Raw genomic sequence first — 3449 nt, forward strand, 5'->3', positions numbered from 1 at the left:
CGGTGCCCGACGCCTACGCCGCGATCTTTCCCAAGGCCGCCGACATCGGCGGCCGCCCCGCCTACCACTTTCGCCTGCCCGATTGCCGCATAGACGAAGCGGGGTGGAGCCTGTCCGAACCGTGGGACGACTGGCTGGCGGTCGAACGGCTGGCCGACGATCCCGCCACCACCGCCGCGCTGTCCAAGGAGTGGCGAGCGCACCGCGCCGTCACGCTGGAATCCCGCGGCGAATGGGCGCGTCGCGCGGGCGCCGTACTCAGCGACGGCGCGGCGGCATGAGCAGGCCCGTCATCGCCGTGACTACCTCGCAGCGCTCGGGCTGGCGGATCTTTCCGCTGGTCGCGTTGAACGTCTGGCTGGCGGGCGGCCGTGCCGTGCGCTGGGGCGTCGGCCGCGCCGCCGACCTGCCCTCGGTCGACGGGCTGATCATCGGCGGCGGCGACGACATATCGCCCACGCTCTACGGCCAGACCCTGCGCGTGGCGGCGCGGCTGGATGCCCGCCGCGACGAGCTGGAACGCCGCCTCGCCGAAGAGGCGCTGCAGCAGGGCGTGCCGGTGCTGGGCATCTGCCGCGGCGCGCAGATGCTGAACGTCGCGCTGCACGGCACGCTGGAACAGGACATCTGGGCGCGGCTCAACCGGCGCAAGGTCACCACGATCCTGCCCAAGCGCACCGTGCACGTCGCACCCCGGACGCACCTGTCCCGGATCGCGGGCGACGCGCCGATGCGCGTCAACGCGCTGCACAGTCAGGCCGTGGACGAACTGGGGCTCGGCATGCGGGTCTGCGCCCGCGACGAACACGGCATGGTGCAGGCGGTCGAGCGCACCAGCCCGCCTTTCGCGCTGGGCGTGCAATGGCACCCCGAACACCTGTTCTACGCCCGTCGGCAGCGCGCCCTGTTCCGCGCGCTGGTCGAGGCCGCGCAGGACGGCCGCCAGCGCGACCCGGCAACCTCGCGCCGCCTGCGTCGCGCACGCCCGCGCGGCGCTTGATCCTTCGGCGCGCCCCGCTAGCTGGCGCGCCATGAACACCGCATTGATCATCGGCGACAGCGGCGGCATCGGCGGCGCGCTGGGACGCGAACTGCGCGACCGCGGCGTCGCCGTCACCGGGCTGTCGCGCTCGGAAAACGGCCTCGACGTCACCGACGAGGGCAGCGTCGCCGCCGCACTCGAGCCGCTCGATGGCCCCTTCGACCTGATCTTCGTCGCCACGGGCGCGCTCGAGATCGACGGCCACGAGCCGGAAAAGGCGCTGCGCGACCTCACCGCCGACGGGTTGATGAACCAGGTCGCGCTGAACGCGCTGGGCCCGGCGCTGGTGCTGAAGCATGCCCAGCGCCTGCTGCCCCGGCGCGAGCGGGCTGTCTTCGCCGCGCTGTCCGCGCGTGTTGGCAGCATCGGCGACAACCGCATGGGCGGCTGGTATGCCTACCGCACCGCCAAGGCCGCGCTGAACCAGCTGATGCACGGCGCCGCGGTCGAATTGGCGCGCAGCCACCGCCACCTCTGCGTCGCCTGCCTGCATCCCGGCACCGTCCAGACCGCCTTCACCGAGAAGTACCTGGGCCGGCACCCCTCGGTCCCGGCGGACGAGGCGGCGAAACGCTTGGCCGACGTGCTCGACCGCCTCACGCCCGAACACACCGGCGGGTTCTACGACTACGCGCTGAAGGAAATCCCGTGGTAGGCCGCCTGATCCTGATCCTCGGCGACCAGTTAACCGAACACATCGCCGCCCTGCGCGAGGCCGACAAGTCGCGCGACGTGGTCGTCATGGCCGAGGTCCGGGACGAGGCCACCTATGTCCGCCACCACCCCAAGAAGATCGCGCTGATCTTCGCCGCCATGCGCAAGTTCGCCGCCCGCCTGCGCGACGACGGCTGGGACGTGCGCTACACCGAGTACGATGACACCGACAACGCCGGCAGCATCGTGGGCGAGCTCTTGCGCCGCGCCGAACAGACCGGCGCGACCGAGGTGATCGCCACCGAACCCGGCGACTGGCGCCTGATCGAGGCGCTGACCCACGCGCCAATCAAGGTCCACCAGCACGAGGACGACCGCTTCATCGCCTCGCACAAGGTGTTCGAACGCTGGGCCAAAGACCGCAAGAGCCTGCGGATGGAGTATTTCTACCGCGAGATGCGCAAGGCGACCGGCCTGATGATGGACGGCGACGACCCCGCCGGCGGCCAGTGGAACTTCGACCACGACAATCGAGCGGCGCCGCCGAAGCGGATCGACTATTCCGGCCCCATGCGCTTCACCCCCGACGAGACGGTCGAGGCGGTGCTGGATCTCGTCGAGGCCGAGTTCGGCTCGAACTTCGGGCAGGCGCGCCCCTTCTGGTTCGCGACCGACCACGGCCAGGCGCGCCAGCACCTGGCGCATTGGGTGAAGAAGGGCCTGCCCGACTTCGGCACCTACCAGGACGCCATGCTGACGGGCGAGCGGTTCCTCTATCACTCGTTCATCGCGCTCTACATGAACATCGGCCTACTCGACCCGCGCGAGGTCTGCGAGGCGGTCGAGCAGGCCTGGCGCGACCGCCATGCGCCGATCAACGCGGCCGAGGGCTTCATCCGCCAGATCATCGGCTGGCGCGAATACATGCGCGGGCTCTACTACCATGGCGGGCCGGACTACCTCGACAGCAACGTGCTGAAGCACGACCGCGACCTGCCCGACCTCTACTGGGGCGCCGAGACGAAGATGCGCTGCCTGTCCGAAACCGTCGCCCAGACGCGGGACGAGGCCTATGCCCACCACATCCAGCGCCTGATGGTGACGGGCAACTTCGCGCTGCTCGCGGGCGTGGCACCCCGGCAGGTGCACGACTGGTACCTCGCCGTCTACGCCGACGCCTTCGACTGGGTGATGGCCGGCAACACGATCGGCATGACGCAGTTCGCCGATGGCGGGCTGGTCGCGTCCAAGCCCTACGTGTCCTCGGGCAACTACATCGCCAAGATGTCAGATTACTGCGGCCACTGCGCCTACAAGGTGAAGGACAAGACCGGCCCGGATGCCTGCCCGTTCAACCTGCTCTTCTGGCACTTCATGGACCGCCACCGCGACCGCTTCCAGAACAACCCGCGCATGGCGCAGATGTATCGCACCTTCGACCGCATGAACGACGACAAGCGCGAGACCGTGCTGCGCGAGGCGGGCGCGTTCCTCGACAAGCTCGACGCGGGCGAGACGGTCTAGACCGGCGCCTAGTCGGCGGGCGCCGGCTCTTCCCCGGCGTCCGGCGCTGCGTCTTCCGCGTCCGGCGCGTCGGGCGTCTCGGGCGCCGGCGCCGCGTCGTCGGCGGTGCCGCCGTCGTCCGTGCGCTCGACCAGCGCGCCGTTGACCCATTCGCCGCGCGTCTCCTCGCCGCTAGCGTAGCGCATCGTGCCGCTGCCCTGCCGGCGGCCGGCCTCGAACGTGCCCTCGT

At 70.5% G+C, this 3449-nt stretch carries 3 protein-coding genes and 2 pseudogenes; 4 read left to right on the forward strand and 1 reads right to left on the reverse strand.

The genetic code is table 11. The features are described from left to right. The 4 genes and pseudogenes from ACFDTC_RS07550 to ACFDTC_RS07565 all read left to right on the forward strand — a co-directional run. A pseudogene (locus ACFDTC_RS07550) lies at window positions 1-281 on the forward strand (hypothetical protein); the annotation flags it as partial. Next, the gene (locus tag ACFDTC_RS07555; RefSeq protein ID WP_375258271.1) at window positions 278-1000 is read left to right on the forward strand and encodes a gamma-glutamyl-gamma-aminobutyrate hydrolase family protein; all 723 of its coding nucleotides are present in this window, start codon (window positions 278-280) and stop codon (window positions 998-1000) included. The pseudogene ACFDTC_RS07550 and the gene ACFDTC_RS07555, both read left to right, overlap by 4 nt. Before the next feature lie 31 nt (window positions 1001-1031). After that, on the forward strand, window positions 1032-1697 hold the full coding sequence (locus tag ACFDTC_RS07560; RefSeq protein WP_375258272.1) for an SDR family NAD(P)-dependent oxidoreductase: 666 nt from the start codon (window positions 1032-1034) through the stop codon (window positions 1695-1697). Continuing rightward, the gene (locus tag ACFDTC_RS07565; protein WP_375258273.1) at window positions 1691-3220 is read left to right on the forward strand and encodes a cryptochrome/photolyase family protein; all 1530 of its coding nucleotides are present in this window, start codon (window positions 1691-1693) and stop codon (window positions 3218-3220) included. The genes ACFDTC_RS07560 and ACFDTC_RS07565 overlap by 7 nt, the downstream gene beginning before the upstream one ends. A gap of 8 nt (window positions 3221-3228) precedes the next feature. Here the strand turns inward: ACFDTC_RS07565 and ACFDTC_RS07570 are convergent. Continuing rightward, window positions 3229-3449, reverse strand: a pseudogene (locus ACFDTC_RS07570) (2-isopropylmalate synthase); the annotation flags it as partial.

The sequence above is a fragment of the Citreimonas sp. genome, assembly GCF_042096055.1.
Lineage (GTDB): Bacteria > Pseudomonadota > Alphaproteobacteria > Rhodobacterales > Rhodobacteraceae > Citreimonas.

Bases quoted from the DNA above. Each gene is read 5' to 3' on its own strand.
- ACFDTC_RS07555 (WP_375258271.1), top strand. From the start codon at position 278: ATGAGCAGGCCCGTCATCGCCGTGACTACCTCGCAGCGCTCGGGCTGG.
- ACFDTC_RS07560 (WP_375258272.1), top strand. From the start codon at position 1,032: ATGAACACCGCATTGATCATCGGCGACAGCGGCGGCATCGGCGGCGCG.